Consider the following 16656-nt stretch of genomic DNA (forward strand, 5'->3'; position numbering starts at 1 on the left):
GTTGGACGGGCATCGGCGACATCTGCCAAAGGATCCGCCCCAGGTTGGGAAGGGAGAGTATCGCGATCAGATCCCTCTCATGCGAAGGACATGGAGGGCGAGGGTCAAGTTCAGCCGAAGATGGGCGTCCTCGGTGAACGGGCCGAGCATCCTTTCCAGTTTCCCGATCCGGTAGCGCAGGGTGTTGTAGTGGAAGTGCAGGCGGCGCGCCGTCTCGGCGACGTTCAGGTTGGTCTCCAGCAGCACCTGGAGGGTGCGGCGCAGATCGACCAGTTCGGGCTCGTCGTCGCCCGACAGCTCGCCCAGCGTCTCCCGGACGAACGCGTGCAGCTCCTCGGTGTCGGTGACCAGGCTGAGCAGCCGGTAGACGCCCAGCTGGTCGAAGTTGGACTGGGCGCCGTCGCCGTGCAGCTGGCGGCCGACCCGCACCGCCTTGATCGCCTGCTCGTAGGCGTCGGGAAGCGCGGCGGGCGTGGCGACGGTGCGGCTGATCCCGGTCGAGAACGTGCGCCGCACCGACAGATGTTCGGCGAAGAGGGCCGTCGCCTCCTTCACCATCGTCTGGATCGGTCCACTGGAAAGTCCTGCGGCGTCGTCCTCATCGACACCGACGACGGCCACGACCTCGTGGGCGAAGCTCGCGACGGCCGCGCCCCGGTCGTGCCGCCTGACCACCGTGGTCCACGCGGCGGCCAGCCGCTCCTGGGCCGAGCGCTCCTCGGCCCCGCGCGCGGTGCGCGGAGCGGCCTCGGCCTCGGGCGTCCGGGCCCGGGCGTCCTCGGGGGCGCGGGTGCGCCCGTCCAGCTCGGCGACCACGACCATGACGGGACGGTCGAGGTCCCAGCCGAACCCGGAGCAGTGCGCGACGACGCGGTCGTCGTCGCCGGCCCGCCCGGCCAGGATGTCGCGCAGGAAGTCGGCGCGGTACTTGCTCTCCACCGCGGCCACGGCCTGCTGCTTGGTGACGACCAGCGCCGCCACGGTGGCGGCGCGTTCGAGGATGCCCAGGTCGGTCTCGCGCAGCGCCCCGTTGGGGCTGTAGGCGATGATCTTGCCGTGGTCGAAGCCCCCGGCGACGACGGGGACCACCAGATGGTCGCCGCCTCCGCGCGGACGCGAGGCCAGGCGCCCGGCGTCGAACGCCCGCATCGCCTGGATGTTCTCGTCGGGTCCCGCGCCCGCCAGGACGCGCTGCTCGCCGTCGAGCATGACGACCGCGACGTCCAGGAGCGTGGCGACCTCGTCGACGACCTCCTGGAGCCCGCCGCCGCACAGCACGATCTGCACCAGTGCCCGGTGCACCTCCTCGGTGCGCGCCAGGACGGCCGCCTGCCGGTTCAGGATGTCGGTGAGCACCTGGTTGAGGATGTCGTCGAAGCCGACGTCGCCCGGCAGCTCGATCAGGGGGAAGCCCCTGCGGTCGGCCTGCTCGATCATCTCGTCGGGCAGGGTCTCCAGGTACCGGCTCGGCTTGATCGCCAGAGCGGCCAGACCGCGCTCGTCCAGATGGGCGATCAGGTTGTCGAGTGACTGGGGGGTGTTGCGCAGGGGGTAGCCGGTGGTCAGCAGGAGCTCGTTGGGCTTGACCCACGGCAGGATGTCGGGGACCTCCATCACGTTGAGGCGTTGGACGACGCGGTCGAGGCCGGATCGTCCGGCGATGAGGCGTGCGCCGTTCAGGGTGGAAACTCCGAGGACCTCACCGACTGACAGTCCATAGGTCAGCGTGCCGGTGCTCGCGAGCCTGAGGGCCGGTGGGCCCGGGTCCGCGCTGGTGTAACTCATGCCAGGGGTCACCTCGCCTTTTGGTGCGTACATCGCCCGAAAGGGCATGATCGCTACCGGTTTGCGATCAACCCTGACAACAAACACGAACGTTGACAACCAGCCTTGGCAAAATCCTCCATACGTCCGGTGCGGGGCCCGGTCTACGGTCCCACCAGAGGTCGAGCCTTGAGGGTGAGGCTCTGAGCCGACCTCAGGAGGATTCGTGACCGAGCGATACCAGTGCGCAACGGAGAGCACGGGGTCTCCCGCCGCTGACGCGGCGAGGGAGGCGGCGTGACGGCACTCGTCCGAGACCCGATTCCCTTGACCCCACGGCCCGGGGCGCGTTCACCGGCCGCCGGGGCGGCGGGTCTGGCGCTGCGCCCCGTCCTCGATCCGCCGCGCCGGCCGGCGCGCGTGATCGCCGTGTTCCCGTCCGCCGTCTACATGGAACTGCGTGGAATGCAAGAGCCGCGGGTTGTGGCGATTGTCACATCCGATGCGGTCCGGCTTCCCAACTCCGTCGTGGTCGCCGCCACCGGCCGCGAACGTCCCTTCCGCGGCGTCCGCGAGGGCGGCGAGGCGTGGGTGGGCGACGGGCTGGTGGAGGCCGAGGGCCTGCAGGTCAAGGTGCGCCGCTGGTGGGACCCGGCGCCCGTGCTTGGAACGCTCTCCTCGGCCGCGCTCGCCCGGGGCGCGGCCGAACTGGAGGCGTGCCTGGAGGGCGCCGGCGAGGCGGCCGTTTCCGGCCTGGCGGGTCACCCCGACCCGCAACTGCTGGCCGAGAGCTGCGCGGCGGGAGATCTGGCGGGCGCCGTCGAGGCGGCCGAGCGCATCGTCGGGCTCGGGCCCGGGCTGACGCCCAGCGGGGACGACATCCTGGCCGGGCTGCTGATCTCGCTGCGGCTGATGGGCGACGCCGTCGATCCCTGGGTGGGGGGACGACCCCCCACGCCCCCCGGCGGCCTGATCGGCCGAGATCAGCCGGGCGGGCGGGCCGCGTGGCTGGCCGACTGGCTCGGCGCCGCGGTGACCGCCGACGCGGGCACCAGGACCACGGCCCTGGCCGCCACGCTGCTGCACTGCGCGGTGTCCGGCGGCGCCGGGGCCGAGGTCGCCGCCGTGCTGCGCGCGGTCGCGGGCCACGAGCCCGCCGAGCCCGCGGTCAAGCGGCTGCTGGCCGCGGGCCACACCTCGGGCGCCGATCTGGCCTGGGGCGTCCAGGCCGGGTGCCGCGCGGCGCTCGCCCTCGCCTCCTCGACGGTGGACGCCCGGCAGGCCTCATGACGCCGTGGGTGGAGGTGCGCAGGGGGGCCTATCACGACTCGGTCACCCTGATGCGGGTCAGCCGCCGGATCGGCGCCCGGCCCGACGTCGCCTCCGCCATGGCCGCCATGGCCACCGAGCTCAACCGCGAGGTGCTGGAACGGATGGGGTTCGACGTCCCGGGCGACGCGGGCCCCGCCGACCTGGTCGTGGCCATAGAGGCCGACGACGTCGACGGGGCCCGCGCCGAGCTCGACGACCTGCTGCGCGACTCGTCCCGGGCCCCGGCCGACCCGGGGCTCGGGGCGCGCGCGCCCGCGCGGACCATCGCCTCGGCCGCCGCGCGCACCGAGGCCACGCTCGCGCTGGTGTCGGTGCCGGGCCCGCACGTGTTCACCGAGGCGATGGACGCCCTGGCCGCCGGGCTCAACGTCATGATCTTCAGCGACAACGTGCCGGTCGAGGCGGAGGTCGCGCTCAAGGAGGAGGCCACGCGGCGCGGGCTGATCGTCATGGGGCCCGACTGCGGGACGGCGGTGATCGGCGGCGCCGGTCTGGGGTTCGCCAACGCGGTGCGTCCCGGCCCGGTCGGTCTCGTCGCCGCCTCGGGCACCGGCGCGCAGCAGATCATGTGCCTGCTCGACTCGGCGGGCGTCGGCGTCGGCAACGTGCTCGGCGTCGGAGGGCGCGATCTGTCCCCCGAGGTCAGCGGGCGCTCGGCGATGTCGGCGCTGGCCGCGCTGGACGCCGATCCCGCCACCGAGCTGATCGTGGTCGTGTCCAAGCCGCCCGCGCCGAAGGTGGCGCATCTGATCCGCGAGGCCGCCCGCCGGATGGACACGCCCGTGGTGTTCGCGCTGCCGGGCCCGGGCGAGGACGACCTGACCCAGGCCGTGGAGAGCGCGCTGGAGCGGCTCGGGCGTCCCCTCCCGCTGTGGCCGTGCCTGTCGGCTCCCGTCACGCCCCGGATCCCGGCCGGACGGACGCTGCGCGGCCTGTTCGCCGGGGGCACGCTGCGCGACGAGGCCGAGATCGTCGCCGCGGACGTCCTCGGCCCCGAGGAGTTCACGCTGGTCGACTACGGCGACGACGCCTACACCCGGGGCCGCGCGCACCCGATGATCGACCCGACGCTCCGGCTGGAGGCGCTGGCCGAGGCCGCGGCCGACCCGGACACGGGCGTCCTGCTCCTAGACGTCGTCCTCGGGCACGGCGCCGACCCCGACCCGTCCGCGACGCTCGTCCCGGCGCTGAAGTCGGCGCTGGGCGGACGCGACGACCTGGCCGCCGTGATCTCGCTCTGCGGCGCGGCCGACGACCCCCAGGACCTCGACCGCCAGGCCACCGCGCTGTGCGAGGCGGGGGCCGCCGTCTTCGCCTCCAACGCCGAGGCCGTCCGGCACGCCGCCGGGCTCCTTCGCGGGACGCCGCGATGACCGCGACCTGGCCCCGGCTCGGGGGCCTGCTCACCACCGACCCGAAGGTCGTGACCGCGGGCGTCGACGTCCTCGCCGAGGCCCTGGAGCGGCAGGCCGTGCCGGTCGAACGCGTCGACTGGCGTCCGCCCCCGGCCGGGACCGAGGCCGCGCTCGCCGCCGTGCTCGGGCGCCGCGGCCAGGTCGAGGCCAACGTCCGCGCCGTCGGCCGGATGCTCAGCGCCCGGCCGCACCTGGTCGACGTCCGTCCGGCGAGCCAGGCCCTCGACCTCGACCCCGGCACGTTCCTGCACGCCGGGCCCCCGCTGGAGTGGGAGCGGGCCTCGGGTCCCATGCGCGGCGCCCTGATCGGCGCGATGCTGCTGGAGCGGCTGGCCGAGACGCCCGAGCAGGCCGAGAAGGCTCTGTCCAGGGGCGCGGCCCGGCTGGAGCCCTGCCACCACCGCGGCGCCGTGGGACCGATGGCGGGCGTGGTGAGCCCCTCGATGTGGATGCTCACGGTGAAGGACCACCAGCACGGCGGCGTCTCCTACTGCTCGCTGAACGAGGGTCTGGGCAAGGTCCTGCGGTACGGGGCGTTCGGGCCCGAGGTGATCGACCGGCTGCGCTGGATGGGCGACGTCCTCGGCCCGGCGCTGCGCGAGGCCGTCCGGCGGCACGGCCCGGTCGACCTGCTGACGATCATGGCCCAGGCGCTGCAGATGGGCGACGAGCTGCACAACCGCAACCGCGCCGCGACCTCGCTGCTGCTGCGCGAGCTGGCCGCCGACGTGGCCGCGGGCGGCCGGGGCCCCGAGGTGCTGCGGTTCATGGCGGGCAACGACCACTTCTTCCTCAACCCCGGCATGGCCGCCGCCAAGGCCGCCACCGACGCGGCCCGCGACGTGCCGGGTTCCAGCCTGGTGGTGGCGATGGCCCGCAACGGGACCGACTTCGGCATCCAGGTCTCGGGCACCGGCGACCGCTGGTTCACCGGTCCCGCCGGGACGCCCGACGGGCTCTACCTCGGCTCCTACGGCCCGGACGACGCCAACCCCGACATCGGCGACTCGGCGATCACCGAGACCGCGGGCATGGGCGGCTTCGCCCTGGCCGCCGCCCCCGCCATCGTGCGTTTCGTCGGCGGCGAGGTCCCCGAGGCGCTGGCCGCGACCCAGCGGATGTACGAGATCACGCTGGCCGAGCACCCCGCGCTGCAGATCCCACTGCTGTCGTTCCGGGGCACCCCCGCCGGGATCGACGTGACGCGGGTCGTCCGCACCGGGATCCTCCCGGTGATCGACACCGGCATCGCGGGCCGCCTCGCGGGCACGGGCCAGGTCGGAGCGGGCCTGGTCACACCCCCCGCCGGGATCTTCACCGACGCCCTGACCGCCCTCGCCGAACAACCGGCCGACCCATGATCATCTCTCGCTTAGCATCGGCCCCATGCGAGCGATCGAGATCAAGAAGTTCGGCGGCCCCGAGGTGCTGGAGGTGGCCGAGGTGCCCGAGCCGGTCGGCGGGCCGGGGCAGACCCTGGTCGAGGTGTCGGCGGCGGGAGTGAACTACGCCGACCTGCTGCGGGCCGAGGGCGCCTACGGCACCGGCGAGCCGCCCTTCGTCCCGGGCATGGAGGTCGTGGGACGCGACCCGAGCGGGCGGCGCGTGGTGGCGCTGCCCCTGGAAGGCGGGGGCTACGCCGAACGCGCCGTCGTGAGCGCGGACGACACCGTCGAGGTGCCGGACGGCGTCGACGACGGCCAGGCCCTGGCCCTGCTGGTGCAGGGCCTGACCGCCTGGCACCTGCTGCGCACGTCCGCCCGGATCCGCGCGGGCGAGTCGGTGGTGGTCAACGCGGCGGCGGGCGGGGTCGGGAGCCTGGCCGTCCAGCTCGCCCGCGGGTTCGGGGCCGGACGGGTCATCGCCACGGCGTCCACCGAGGACAAGCGTGCCCTGGCCCTGGAGCGCGGCGCCGACGCCGCCGTCGGCGGGGACCCCGAGGGGTACGCCGGGCGCGTCCGGGAGGCGAACCTGGGACGGCCGGTGGACATCGTGCTGGACGCCAACGGCGGCGCCGCCCTCCCGGCGGCGCTGGAGGCGCTCGCCCCGTTCGGCCGCCTGGTGACCTACGGCGACTCGTCCCGCGAGGGCCGCGCGCCCGTCGACCCGGGGGCGCTGGCGGAGCGGAACCTGACCGTGTCGGCGTTCTGGCTCGGGCCCGCGCTCTCCCTGCCGGGCGTCTTCCGCGAGCCGCTGGCGGAGCTGCTGGCGATGACGGCCGAGGGCCGCCTGCGTCCGCTGGCGGGCTCGGGCTATCGGCTGGAGGACGCGCGCCGGGCGTTCGAGGACATGGCCGCGCGCCGGACGACGGGCAAGGTGTTCCTGCGCGTCTGACCGGCGCGGCGGCTCAGTGGTAGAAGCAGACGAGGTCGCGCTCGGTCGCCAGGCACCGGTCGATCCAGTCGCGGATCTCCAGGATCGCCGTGAGCGCGGTCTCGTCCGGCACGCTCTCGGCGTCGGCCCTGGCCAGCTCGGCCCGGACGCCCGGCAGGTCGGCGCGGGCGAGATGGCCGATGTTGGGGAAGTCGCCGATCGGCGGCAGCGCGATCCCGGCGCCGCCGGAGATCAGGTCGACCGGGTCGAAGTCCACCTCGGCCGCGTCCAGCGCCGACTGGACGGTCTCGAACCAGCTGAAGCGCATCCCCGACCAGGACGCGTTCGGGAGCAGGTCGCCGCAGACCCGGCACAGGATCTTCAGGCAGTACCCGTGGACGTAGCCGTGCTTGTGGTCGGCCTCCGGCTCGTCGCCGATCAGCATCCGCCAGAACACCGTCCGCGCCTTCGGGACCGACTCGTCGCCCCAGGCCAGGTCGTCGATCTCCGCGAGCTGGGAGCTCCACGACTCGGCCAGGCTGTCGGCCAGGTCGGCGTCGCCGCAGCCGATGACGGCGCGGACCATGGAAAGGTCGACGGCGAACGGAATGATCGCGTAGCTCATGCGGGCCTGCCTTCTCGGATGGCGGAACGACGGTGAGTCTGGCACAGCCGGGCGGCGTCATCACGCTAGGTCACGGAACGGGCACCGAAACGCGGGCCGGTTCGGCGGGAGGCACCGGACGGCGTCCCAGCCGTTTGCCGAAACGCTGGGCCGGGGCCTCGATCCAGCGGTGGGCGGCCCAGCTCACCGCGAGCAGCGCGACGACGAACGCCCCGAGCGCGAAAGCCTCGTCCTGGCCGGAAGTCCCGAAGAACAGGTTCGAGGCCATCAGCAGCAGCGGATGCAGCAGGTAGACCGAGAAGCTCACCGTGCCCAGGCCCGCGAGCCATCGGGGGACGCTGCGCGCGCGGAGCGTCCACGCGACGGCGAAGGTCGCCGCCGCGAGCACCATCGGGACCGACCAGAACAGCCAGGCCCGCAGGCCGTCCTGGGCACCGGCGGCGACCGAGGCCGCCAGCACCGCGACCGCGGCCAGCGCCGTGACGGGACGGGAGACCTGGCCGTGCTCCGCCCGGTAGACGGCGGTGCCGGTGAACATCACGGCGAGGATGACCAGCCCCTCCCCCGGGCTCATCCGGCCGTTCACCACGACGAGCGCCAGCGCTAGCAGCCCGCCGAGCAGGCCGCCGGCGGCGCGCAGGGCCGGACGGTCCGACACCGCCGCGGCGATCGCCGCCACCAGCAGCGCGGCGGCCAGGGCGACCACCAGATCGGCCCCCAAGGCGCGCGACAGCAGCGCGGTCGGCAGCAGCCCGCCCGCCAGCAGCGCCGTCGCGGCGAGCCCGGCCGCCACGCCCGCCGACCGGCGGTGCGCCCCGGCGACGAACAGCGCGACGACCAGCAGGTAGAAGACCATCTCGTACGACAGCGTCCACAGCACGTTCATCGCGTTGGGCACGGCCAGCACGTCCTGGAGCATCGTCAGGTGGGCCGCGAGCGCGGTGGCCGTGTCGTACTCGTCCAGGCCAGCCCGCAGGCGGCCCGCGCCCAGGACGACGGGCAGCACCGCGATCGCGCACGCCACGGCCAGCAGCGGGTAGATGCGGAAGAAGCGCCCGATCCAGAACCGCCGCACGCTGCCGTGCCGCTCCAGGGAAGCGGGGACGATGTAGCCGCTGACCAGGAAGAACACCAGGACGCCGTACCAGCCGGGATCGAACCGGCCGGTCAGGCCGGTCTGCACGCTCGGCAGGTAGAGATAACTCGCGTGGTGCAGCGCGACCAGCAACGCGGCGATGCCCCGCAGCGCGTCCAGCCAGGCCAGCCGCGTCGCGGGCTGCACGGGGGCCGGGACGGCCGACGGCGACACCACCGCGCCAGCCTAGGGGCGCGCGGAACGCGGCGCGAGGGGCCCGACTTGTCGACCCGGCGCCGAAGCGTGAAGCTGGGCCGGAGCGAACTCGGGGGGTGGGGCCGATGCCCGGAGATCTCGGGGCGAGAGTGCGCGAGCTTCGCGAACGCGCGGGGCTGACGCAGCGGGAGCTGGCCGACCGGGCCGGGGTCAGCCCGCGCGCCGTGCGTTACATCGAGGGCGGCACGGTGCGCAACCCGCGCGAGGACACGGTGCGGCGCCTGGCCGAGGTGCTCGGCGCGGGCGTCCACGCGGACGAGGCGGCGCCCGTCCGGATCGAGGTGCTCGGCCCCCTGACGGTGCGGCGCGGCGCGACCGCGCTGGAGATCGGGCCGCCGCGGCGGCGCGGGCTGCTGGGGCTGCTGGCCGTCCAGGCGGGACGGCCGGTCGGCACCGACGAGATCGTCGACGTCCTGTGGGACGGGCGCCCGCCCGCCACCCACGCGAGCCAGCTCCACTCGCACATCGCCCGGCTGCGCCGCCTGCTGCGTGACGGGCCGGGCCCCGCACCGGTCATCGAGCGGGCCGCCGCGGGCTACGTCCTGCGGGCGGACGACGCCCAGCTCGACCTGGCCGAGTTCGACACCCGGGTGGAGTCCGGCCCGCGCGTGGAGGAGCTGGAGGCGGCGCTGCGCCTGTGGCGGGGGCCCGTGCTGGAGGGGATGCCGGGCCCCCTGCGGGCGCACCCGGCGGTCGTCGCGGCCGGGCGGCGCAGGGTCGCCGCCGCGGTCGCCTACGCCGACCTCGCGCTCGACCTGTGCCTGCACTCGCGGGCCGTGACGCTGCTGCAGCCGGTCTCCGATCTGGAGCCGCTGCACGAGGGTCTTCAGGCGCGGCTCATGCTCGCGCTGGCGGGCGCCGGGCGGCAGGCCGCCGCCCTCCGCCTGTACGAGACGCTGCGGCGACGGCTCGTCGACGAGCTGGGCGTGGAACCGGGCGACGCGGTGCGCGACGCCCATGTGCGGGTGCTGCGCCAGGAGGTCGCGGCGGAAGGGCCGTCGGGGCCCGTCCCGGCGCAGCTTCCCCGGGACATCGCCGGGTTCTGCGGGCGCGGGGCCGCCCTGGCGGAGCTCGACGCCGCCGCCTCGGCGGTCGAGGCCGTGGTGATCACCGGGGCGCCCGGGATCGGCAAGAGCGCGCTGGCGGTCCGGTGGGCCCACGGCGCCCGCGAGCGGTTCCCCGATGGGCAGCTGTTCGCCGACCTGCGCGGCCACTCCCCCCGCCCCCCGGCGTCCGCGGCCGAGACCCTCTCGGGGTTCCTCGCGGCGCTGGGCGTCTCCGCCGCCCGGATTCCCTCCGGCGAGGAGGCCGCCGCGACCCTGTTCCGGACGCTGCTGGCCGAGCGCCGCATGCTCGTGATCCTGGACGACGCCGCCGAGGCGGGCCAGGTCAGAGCGCTCCTGCCCGGGGGGCGCGGCTGCCTGGTGGTGGTCACCAGCCGCGACCGGCTGGCCGGGCTGGTCGCCCGCGAGGGCGCCCGCAGGGTGGCGCTGGAGCCGCCGCCGCCCGACGACGCGCGCGACCTGCTGGCCCATGTCGCGGGCGCCGACCGCGTGGCCGCCGAGCCGGAGGCCGCCGCCCGCCTGGTCGCGCGGTGCGGCCGGCTGCCGCTCGCGCTGCGGATCGCCGGGGAACGCGCGGCGTCCCCGCACGTCCCCCTGGCCGGGCTCGCGGACGAGATCGACGACGAGCACGACCGGCTCGACCTGCTCAGCGCCGACGGCGACGCGTGCACGGCCGTGCGGACGGTGTTCGCGTGGTCGTACCGCGCCCTGCCCGGACCGGCCGCCCTGATGTTCCGGCGGCTGGGCCTGAACCCCGGTTCCGATCTCAGCCTCCCGGCCGCCGCCGCGCTCGCCGGGACGACGGTCGGCCGGGTGCGGGGGCCGCTGGCCACGCTGACGTCCCGGCATCTGGTCGAGGAGCACCGGCCGGGCCGCTACCGGCTGCACGAGCTGCTGCGCCTGTACGCGCGGGAGCGGGCCGTCGCCGAGGACCCGGCCGGCGACCGGGCCTCGGCCGTCCGGCGGCTGCTGGCCTGGTACCACGGCGCGGTCGACGCGGCGCAACGGGTGATGGTGCCGCACGGGGCGCAGATTCCGGTCGAGGCCGGCGACGTCGGCCCGCGTCCGGTCTTCGTCGAACCCGGGCAGGCGCTGCGCTGGTGCGAGAGCGAGCGCGCCAACCTCGTGGCGGGCGCGCTGGCGGCCGCCGAGTCCGACGACGACGCGCTCGCCTGGAAGCTCCCGCTCAGCCTGTGGGGCCTGTTCTACCTGAAGGGCCACCACGCCGACTGGATCGCCACCCACCGCGCCGCCTTGGCCGCCGCCCGCCGCCGCGGCGACACCGAGGGCGAGGCGTGGGTCCTCACCAGCCTGGCCTTCGCGTTCCGCGCGGCGAGCCGCCCGTCCGACGCCCGCGTCCTGATGTCCGAGGCCATCGCCCTGTGGCGGCGCCGCGGCCACTGCTACGGCGAGGCCGTCGCCCTGAGCGGGCTGAGCGACCTGGAACGGGAGGCGGGCGACGACGCCGCCGCGCTGGAGCACGGCGAGCGCGCCCTGGCCAGGTTCACGGAGGCGGGGAGCCTCTGGGGCGAGGGCATCGCCCTGACCAGCACCGGGCTGGCCCACCGCAGGCTCGGGCGCCCCTCGGTCGCGCTGGACCGCTACCGGCGGGCCCTGGCCGCGTTCTACGAGGTCGGCGACCGGTTCGGCGCGGGCGAGACCCTGGCCGCGCTCGGCGAGATCCAGGTCGAGCTGGGCCGGACGGACCGGGGCCTGCGGCTCTACGAGCGGGCACTGGAGGCCTCCCGGGCGAGCGGCAACCGTCCCGTGCAGGGCCAGGTGCTGGCCGCGCTCGGCGACCTGCTGGCCGAGACGGGACGAGAGGCCGAGGCCGAGTCCGCCAGGCGCGAGGCGCTCCCCCTCCTCGACGCCGCGGGCGACCCCCGAGCCGCCACCGTGCGAGCCGAGCTCAGCCTCTCCGAAGAGGAACGAACCCTGTCCTGATCTTGCCGCCCCCCACCCGGACAACCCCACTGACCTGGTCTTTCCCAACGAACCCTGAAGACAGGGGCAGGACAGGGCGCTCTGATGTGATCTTCCCGCACGAATCACCATCGGGGAGATCACATGAGCCAGCACACGCGCCGGACCGTCCTCGGCGGAGGCACGGCCGCCATGGTCACCATGCTCGGCGCCTGCCGGGCCGTCGAGGCCGAGCCCGCCGGCGCCGCGGAACCGGCGTCGGGGCCGGTCACCATAGGCCGCGGCGACCCGCGCTACAAGTCCTTCGTGAACCGCGGCTACAACCGGCGCTTCGAGGGCACGCCCGACCACGTCCGCGTGGTCACCTCGACGCGTGACGTCGTCCGGGCCGTCGAGGAGGCGGTGCGGGCGGGCAAGCCGATCTCCGTCCGCTCGGGCGGGCACTGCTTCGAGGACTTCGTCGACAACGCCCGCGTGCGCGTCGTGATCGACCTGTGCGGCATGACCGAGGTCTCCTTCGACCGCGAGCGCCGGGCCTTCGCCGTCGAGGCCGGAGCGACGCTCGGCGATGTCTACCAGCGCCTTTACACCCACTGGGGCGTGACCATCCCGGCCGGGACCAACGCGCTGGTCGGCGTCGGCGGCCACGTCCAGGGCGGCGGGTACGGGGCCCTCAACCGCCTGCACGGCCTGACCGTCGACCACCTGTACGCGGTGGAGGTGGTCGTCGTCGACAAGTCGGGCAAGGCCCGCGCCGTCGTGGCCACACGCGACGCGTCCGACCCCAACAGGGAGCTGTGGTGGGCCCACACCGGCGGAGGCGGGGGCAACTTCGGCGTCGTCACCCGCTACTGGTTCCGTTCCCCCGGGTCACGCGGCTCCGACCCGGGGGAACTGCTCCCCAACCCACCCTCATCGGTCCTTCAATTCACCCTCACCTGGGACTGGAAGCAGATCGACCAGCGGAAATTCACCGCCCTGGTGGACAGCTACGGCCGCTGGGCCGAGCGCAACGCCGGGGCGGGCTCCCCCGGTGCCGTCCTCTACGGCGAGTTCGTCCTCTCGGCCGCGTCGACCGGCGCCCTCAGCATGGCGGGCCAGGTCTCCTCCACCTCGGCCCCCGAACGGCAACTCGACCGCTTCGTCTCCGCGCTCGGCGTCCCGCCCGAGCGGACCGCGCGGACCGTCCCGTGGCTCACCGCCACCCACGGCCTGACCACCGAACCCGGCCCGGTCTACCGCCTCAAGATCAAGTCCGGCTACCCGCGCCGCCGCTTCACCCCCCGCCAGGTGGAGGCCCTCTACCGCAATCTCACCCAGCGGGACACGCCCATGGGCGGCCTGGTGTCGGTCAACCTGTACGGCGGGAAGGTCAACACCGTCCCGCCCACCGCGACCGCCATGCCGCACCGCGACTCGATCCTGGTGCTGGCCTACATCGCCGGATGGCTCGACCCCGCCCACGACAAGGCGAGCCTGTCCTGGATCCGCAAGCTGTACCGCGAGGTCTACGCCGACACCGGCGGCGTCCCGTCCGAGGACGGCACGTTCATCAACTACCCCGACACCGACCTCGCCGACCCCAAGATCAACACCTCGCCCGTCCCCTGGCACAAGCTCTACTACAAGGACTCCTACACACGCCTCCAACGCGCCAAGTCCCACTGGGACCCCCGCGGCGTCTTCACCCACCCCCTCTCCATCAAACCCGCCTGAAACCGGGTTGTTCGGGGGCGGGGGGTTGGGGAGCATGCGGGTATGCGGTTTTCGATCAATGTGCCGAACTTCGGGGACTTCGCTGATGCGGGGACGGTGGCCGCGGTGGCGGTGGCGGCCGAGGAGGCGGGGTGGGACGGGCTGTTCGTCTGGGATCACGTCGTGCACGACAAGGGCGCGCGGCGGTCGTTCGGTGATCCCTGGATGCTGCTGACGGCGGCGGCGCTGGCGACCTCGCGGATCAGGGTCGGGCCCATGGTGACGCCGGTGCCGCGGCGGCGGCCCGAGCAGGTGGCGCGGCAGGTGGCGACGCTGGACCGGCTGAGCGGCGGGCGGGTGATCTTCGGGGCGGGGCTCGGCGGGCCGGTCGAGGACGAGTACGGGAGCTTCGGCGAGCCGACCGATCCGGTGGTGCTCGCCCGGCGGCTGGACGAGGGGCTCGGGCTGATCGACCGGTACTGGTCCGGCGAGGCGGTGACGCATCGGGGGGAGCACTACCGGGCCGAGGACGTCACGCTGCTGCCGACGCCTGTGCAGCGGCCCCGGGTGCCGGTGTGGATCGCGGGGATCTGGCCCAACCGGCGTCCGATGCGCCGCGCCGCCCGGTGGGACGGCGCGATCCCGCTGTTCGCCGACGCCACGCACGGGGTCGCGCCGCCGCCGGAGCAGGTCGGCGAGATGGTCTCGTTCGTGCGCGGCGAGCGGGACGGCGAGGGGCCGTTCGAGTTCGTGGTCGGCGGGGTCAGCCCGGCAGGGAACGCCCGTGACTTGTTGGGTCCGCTGGCCGACGCGGGGGCCACCTGGTGGGACGAGCGGCGGCCGATCGACGAGACCGTCGACAAGGTCGCTCCGGTGATGCGGCGGATCGAGCAGGGGCCGCCGGTCCTCTAGTCGCCGCCCCCTCCATCGTCGCCGCCGCCGCAGCCTCCGGCGCCGCCCCCGCGGTGGTCGAGGGCCTGGTTGACGCCCCTGCTCAGGGCCCGGGCGAACGAGCCGGGGCCGGTGGCCAGGGCGCCACCGAGGTCGGCGCCGTGCGCGAAGGAGGGGTCGAAGCTCATCATGGCCTCGGCGCCGTAGAGGGCCACTCCGATCGTGGCGCCGCTGACGCCGTAGGACGCCCATTCGGGGGCCCGGCCCGGTGGGTGCATGTAGCGGTAGTCGTCCTCGGCCGTCGCGAGCGCCTTCCGCCCGGCTCGCGTCACGTGCGGGAAGAACAGCAGGTAGGCGCCGAGGAGAAGGGTCGCAGGCGGCAGGACGAGCCTGGTGACGATCGAGTCGTGGAGGAGCAGGTAGGGCACCAGCGGCACGAGCCAGAACGGGACGGTCAGCAGCCTGGCCCGCCGCCGGGCCGTGGCGTCGGGCGCCAGGCCCTGCTCGCTGAGCCCGTCCCGCAGGGCGTCGAGGGCCTCCCGCACGGGCGGGCCGTAGGGCCCGCGGGTCGGCAGGGTGCCCCCCTCCTGGATGGCCCGGTAGACGACGGCCTCCAGGTGGGACGACGGTTCGTGGTGGCGTGTGGTCGCGCGTACACCCCCGCCGCCTGAGGGCCAGATGGCTCCCTCGCCGCGCAGGGTGGTCAGGACGGCGCCGATCACCCTGCGCTCTCCCCCGGCCAGGTACGCCACCTCGTGAACCGTCAGCTCACGGGTGGGGGCCCGGCCCCGGAGCGCCCTCGCGCGCGCGGCCAGGGCGGGGAGGGGCAGGACGCCGAGTGCGAGGAAGCCGATAACGATCTCCATGCCTCATAGATGCGCCGGGCGGGGCGGAGGTTCGCGGGAGACGCGGGCGGCGCAGGCCGTGCCGAGGGCGAGCAGGGCGACGACGGCCGCCGTGACCCGGACCAGGCCGTCGGGCGACGTGGGGGCGGCGAAGTAGACGCTGCCCAGTCCGGCGACGGAGATCACGCTGGCCAGCAGCGGGCCGCTGGAGTTCAGCGCGGAGATCGCCGAGGCGTGGCGGACGTCCACCAGGGACGTGATCCGGGCGATCAGCGGACTGTACCCGGCCGCGTGGCCCGCCCCGGCGGCGAAAAGGAGCGGGACCGAGAGCGCCCAGGGCCAGTCGTCGCGGGCCAGCAGCGCCACGGTGGTGCCGCCGATCGCGAACAGGACGGGCCCCGCCACGGGTAGGACGTCGCGCAGCCATACGGGGTAGCGGTTCCAGGTCAGGCTGAGCGAGCCGAACCCGAGCGCATACGGGACGAACGCCAGGCCCGCCTCCAGCGGGGAGAACCGCAGGGACGACTGGAGGTGCAGCGTGAGCGTCAGCAGGAACGCCGTGTAGCAGCCCATGATGATCCAGCAGGCGGCCAGGCCCGCCTTCACCCCCCGGGGACGCACGGCGGCCAGGTCCAGCAGCGGGCGGGGCGCGGACGCCTCGTACCGCACGAAGACGGCCAGCAGGACGGCGCCGCACACCAGCGAGGCCCAGGCCCACGGCGGCCAGCCGGTGGACGGGCCGAAGATCAGCGGGCCGCAGAAGCCGGTCATGGCGACGGTCAGCAGGGCCACGCCCGCCAGGTCGAGGCGCGGCGCGCCGCCCGTCCGGGCCGAGGGCAGGACGCGCGGGCCGACGGCCAGCAGGACGGCGCCGATCGGGACGTTGACCAGGAAGACCGGACGCCAGCCCAGGCCGAGCAGGTCGGCTCCGGCGATGAGTCCGCCGGCGATCTGGCCGAGCGCGACGCCCAGGGCCAGCACCATGCTGTAGAGGCCGATGGCCCGGCGGCGTGCGGGCCCGTCCCAGTGCAGCTGGATCAGGGAGAAGACCTGCGGCATCATCAGCGCGGCGCCGACGCCCTGGGCGACGCGCGCGAGCGTCAGGACGGTCGCGTCCGGGGCGATCCCGCACAGGAGGGACGCGGCGGTGAACCCGCCGAGCCCGAGCAGGAACGCGCGGCGGTGGCCGAGGATGTCGCCCAGGCGGGCGCAGGTGATCAGCAGGACGCCGGTGGTCAGCAGGTAGCCGGAGACGATCAGCTGGACGGCGGTGCCTCCGGCCGCCAGGTCGTCCCGGATGGTCTGCGCCGCGACCGAGACGATCGAGCCGTCCATGGACGCCATGAGCTGCCCGGTGAGCAGCACGGCCAGCATGCGCCCGAGGCGCGGCGGAGCGGCGGCCGGGGCGGCGGTGGAGATCATTCCCCGAGGATCGCCG

12 protein-coding genes are annotated in these 16656 nt (G+C 74.7%); 7 read left to right on the forward strand and 5 right to left on the reverse strand.

Annotation, left to right across the window (positions count from 1 at the left end):
• Positions 1 to 66: 66 nt before the first annotated feature.
• Positions 67 to 1785 carry a PucR family transcriptional regulator gene (locus ACQPY4_RS26365; protein WP_433325109.1) on the reverse strand — a complete coding sequence of 573 codons (1719 nt, stop codon included), beginning with the start codon at positions 1783 to 1785 and terminating at the stop codon, positions 67 to 69.
• 462 nt (positions 1786 to 2247) lie between these two features.
• Here ACQPY4_RS26365 and ACQPY4_RS26370 point away from each other — a divergent pair, with 462 nt between their 5' ends.
• Genes ACQPY4_RS26370 through ACQPY4_RS26385 form a run of 4 tightly spaced genes read left to right on the forward strand, consistent with a single transcriptional unit; the run spans position 2248 to position 6845 of the window.
• On the forward strand, positions 2248 to 3054 hold the full coding sequence (locus ACQPY4_RS26370; protein ID WP_433325111.1) for a DUF2877 domain-containing protein: 807 nt from the start codon (positions 2248 to 2250) through the stop codon (positions 3052 to 3054).
• A gap of 8 nt (positions 3055 to 3062) precedes the next feature.
• Positions 3063 to 4469: an FdrA family protein gene (locus ACQPY4_RS26375; RefSeq protein WP_433325113.1), complete on the forward strand. Its 1407-nt coding sequence runs from the start codon at positions 3063 to 3065 to the stop codon at positions 4467 to 4469.
• On the forward strand, positions 4466 to 5872 hold the full coding sequence (locus ACQPY4_RS26380) for a DUF1116 domain-containing protein (protein ID WP_433325115.1): 1407 nt from the start codon (positions 4466 to 4468) through the stop codon (positions 5870 to 5872). The genes ACQPY4_RS26375 and ACQPY4_RS26380 overlap by 4 nt, the downstream gene beginning before the upstream one ends.
• Positions 5873 to 5897: 25 nt before the next feature.
• The gene (locus tag ACQPY4_RS26385; RefSeq protein WP_433325117.1) at positions 5898 to 6845 is read left to right on the forward strand and encodes a quinone oxidoreductase family protein; all 948 of its coding nucleotides are present in this window, start codon (positions 5898 to 5900) and stop codon (positions 6843 to 6845) included.
• Positions 6846 to 6858: 13 nt separating this feature from the next.
• Here ACQPY4_RS26385 and ACQPY4_RS26390 read toward each other — a convergent pair whose 3' ends face one another.
• Both ACQPY4_RS26390 and ACQPY4_RS26395 read right to left on the reverse strand, forming a co-directional pair.
• Positions 6859 to 7449: a DUF7691 family protein gene (locus tag ACQPY4_RS26390; RefSeq protein ID WP_433325119.1), complete on the reverse strand. Its 591-nt coding sequence runs from the start codon at positions 7447 to 7449 to the stop codon at positions 6859 to 6861.
• A 70-nt stretch (positions 7450 to 7519) separates the two neighbouring features.
• Complete coding sequence (locus ACQPY4_RS26395; RefSeq protein WP_433325121.1) at positions 7520 to 8761, reverse strand: acyltransferase family protein; 1242 nt, start codon at positions 8759 to 8761, stop codon at positions 7520 to 7522.
• Positions 8762 to 8865: 104 nt separating this feature from the next.
• Between ACQPY4_RS26395 and ACQPY4_RS26400 the strand changes: the two genes are divergently transcribed.
• From ACQPY4_RS26400 to ACQPY4_RS26410, 3 genes are all read left to right on the forward strand, one after another.
• Complete coding sequence (locus tag ACQPY4_RS26400; protein ID WP_433325123.1) at positions 8866 to 11808, forward strand: BTAD domain-containing putative transcriptional regulator; 2943 nt, start codon at positions 8866 to 8868, stop codon at positions 11806 to 11808.
• 123 nt (positions 11809 to 11931) lie between these two features.
• Positions 11932 to 13503 (forward strand): FAD-binding oxidoreductase, encoded by a 1572-nt coding sequence (locus tag ACQPY4_RS26405; protein WP_433325125.1) that lies wholly within the window; start codon positions 11932 to 11934, stop codon positions 13501 to 13503.
• Between the two features lie 42 nt (positions 13504 to 13545).
• Positions 13546 to 14394 (forward strand): LLM class flavin-dependent oxidoreductase, encoded by an 849-nt coding sequence (locus ACQPY4_RS26410; protein WP_433325127.1) that lies wholly within the window; start codon positions 13546 to 13548, stop codon positions 14392 to 14394.
• Here the strand turns inward: ACQPY4_RS26410 and ACQPY4_RS26415 are convergent.
• Complete coding sequence (locus ACQPY4_RS26415; RefSeq protein WP_433325129.1) at positions 14391 to 15239, reverse strand: TIGR04222 domain-containing membrane protein; 849 nt, start codon at positions 15237 to 15239, stop codon at positions 14391 to 14393. The genes ACQPY4_RS26410 and ACQPY4_RS26415 overlap by 4 nt on opposite strands.
• Before the next feature lie 3 nt (positions 15240 to 15242).
• Positions 15243 to 16640 (reverse strand): MFS transporter, encoded by a 1398-nt coding sequence (locus ACQPY4_RS26420; RefSeq protein WP_433325131.1) that lies wholly within the window; start codon positions 16638 to 16640, stop codon positions 15243 to 15245.
• Between the last annotated feature and the right edge of the window lie 16 nt (positions 16641 to 16656).

This window comes from Spirillospora sp. CA-294931 (genome assembly GCF_050946795.1).
GTDB lineage: Bacteria > Actinomycetota > Actinomycetes > Streptosporangiales > Streptosporangiaceae > Spirillospora.

Bases quoted from the DNA above. Each gene is read 5' to 3' on its own strand.
- ACQPY4_RS26380 (WP_433325115.1), top strand. From the start codon at position 4,466: ATGACCGCGACCTGGCCCCGGCTCGGGGGCCTGCTCACCACCGACCCG.
- ACQPY4_RS26410 (WP_433325127.1), top strand. From the start codon at position 13,546: ATGCGGTTTTCGATCAATGTGCCGAACTTCGGGGACTTCGCTGATGCG.
- ACQPY4_RS26385 (WP_433325117.1), top strand. From the start codon at position 5,898: ATGCGAGCGATCGAGATCAAGAAGTTCGGCGGCCCCGAGGTGCTGGAG.
- ACQPY4_RS26405 (WP_433325125.1), top strand. From the start codon at position 11,932: ATGAGCCAGCACACGCGCCGGACCGTCCTCGGCGGAGGCACGGCCGCC.
- ACQPY4_RS26365 (WP_433325109.1), bottom strand. From the start codon at position 1,785: ATGAGTTACACCAGCGCGGACCCGGGCCCACCGGCCCTCAGGCTCGCG.
- ACQPY4_RS26400 (WP_433325123.1), top strand. From the start codon at position 8,866: ATGCCCGGAGATCTCGGGGCGAGAGTGCGCGAGCTTCGCGAACGCGCG.
- ACQPY4_RS26390 (WP_433325119.1), bottom strand. From the start codon at position 7,449: ATGAGCTACGCGATCATTCCGTTCGCCGTCGACCTTTCCATGGTCCGC.
- ACQPY4_RS26420 (WP_433325131.1), bottom strand. From the start codon at position 16,640: ATGATCTCCACCGCCGCCCCGGCCGCCGCTCCGCCGCGCCTCGGGCGC.
- ACQPY4_RS26415 (WP_433325129.1), bottom strand. From the start codon at position 15,239: ATGGAGATCGTTATCGGCTTCCTCGCACTCGGCGTCCTGCCCCTCCCC.